Origin of the sequence: Pseudomonas sp. HY2-MNA-CIBAN-0224, from assembly GCF_040310285.1 — a bacterium.
In the GTDB taxonomy this organism is placed as follows: Bacteria; Pseudomonadota; Gammaproteobacteria; order Pseudomonadales; family Pseudomonadaceae; genus Aquipseudomonas; species Aquipseudomonas helleri.
In genome coordinates, this window is sequence record NZ_JBEOPQ010000437.1 from 1 (window position 1) to 279 (window position 279).

General features: G+C 38.4%; 1 pseudogene. It reads right to left on the reverse strand.

Going from position 1 to position 279, the window contains the following annotated elements:
• Positions 1–279: pseudogene (locus tag AAEZ03_RS27075) on the reverse strand (hypothetical protein); the annotation flags it as partial.

Sequence of the window (279 nt, forward strand, 5' to 3'; positions counted from 1 at the left end):
GCAATATACGTTTGTTATATAGCTGGCTTGCATCGTCTAACTGGTCAATATCTTTTATCAGTTCTGCAAACTCTTTAGGGTCTGTTAGTGAAGGGTAGTGTGAGGGCTTATGAGTTTTGAGCGTGCCTTGCAAGTCGCTTGCTGGGTTGTACTCTATAATCATGTGTTTTTTGGCTAGCTGTAAAATGCTTTTAAGTAGCTTTTTAATCCTTAGTCCTTTGTCTGGGTTTTCTTTTTGAATACTGGTTATAAACTTAATGACTAGGCTAGGGGTTATGT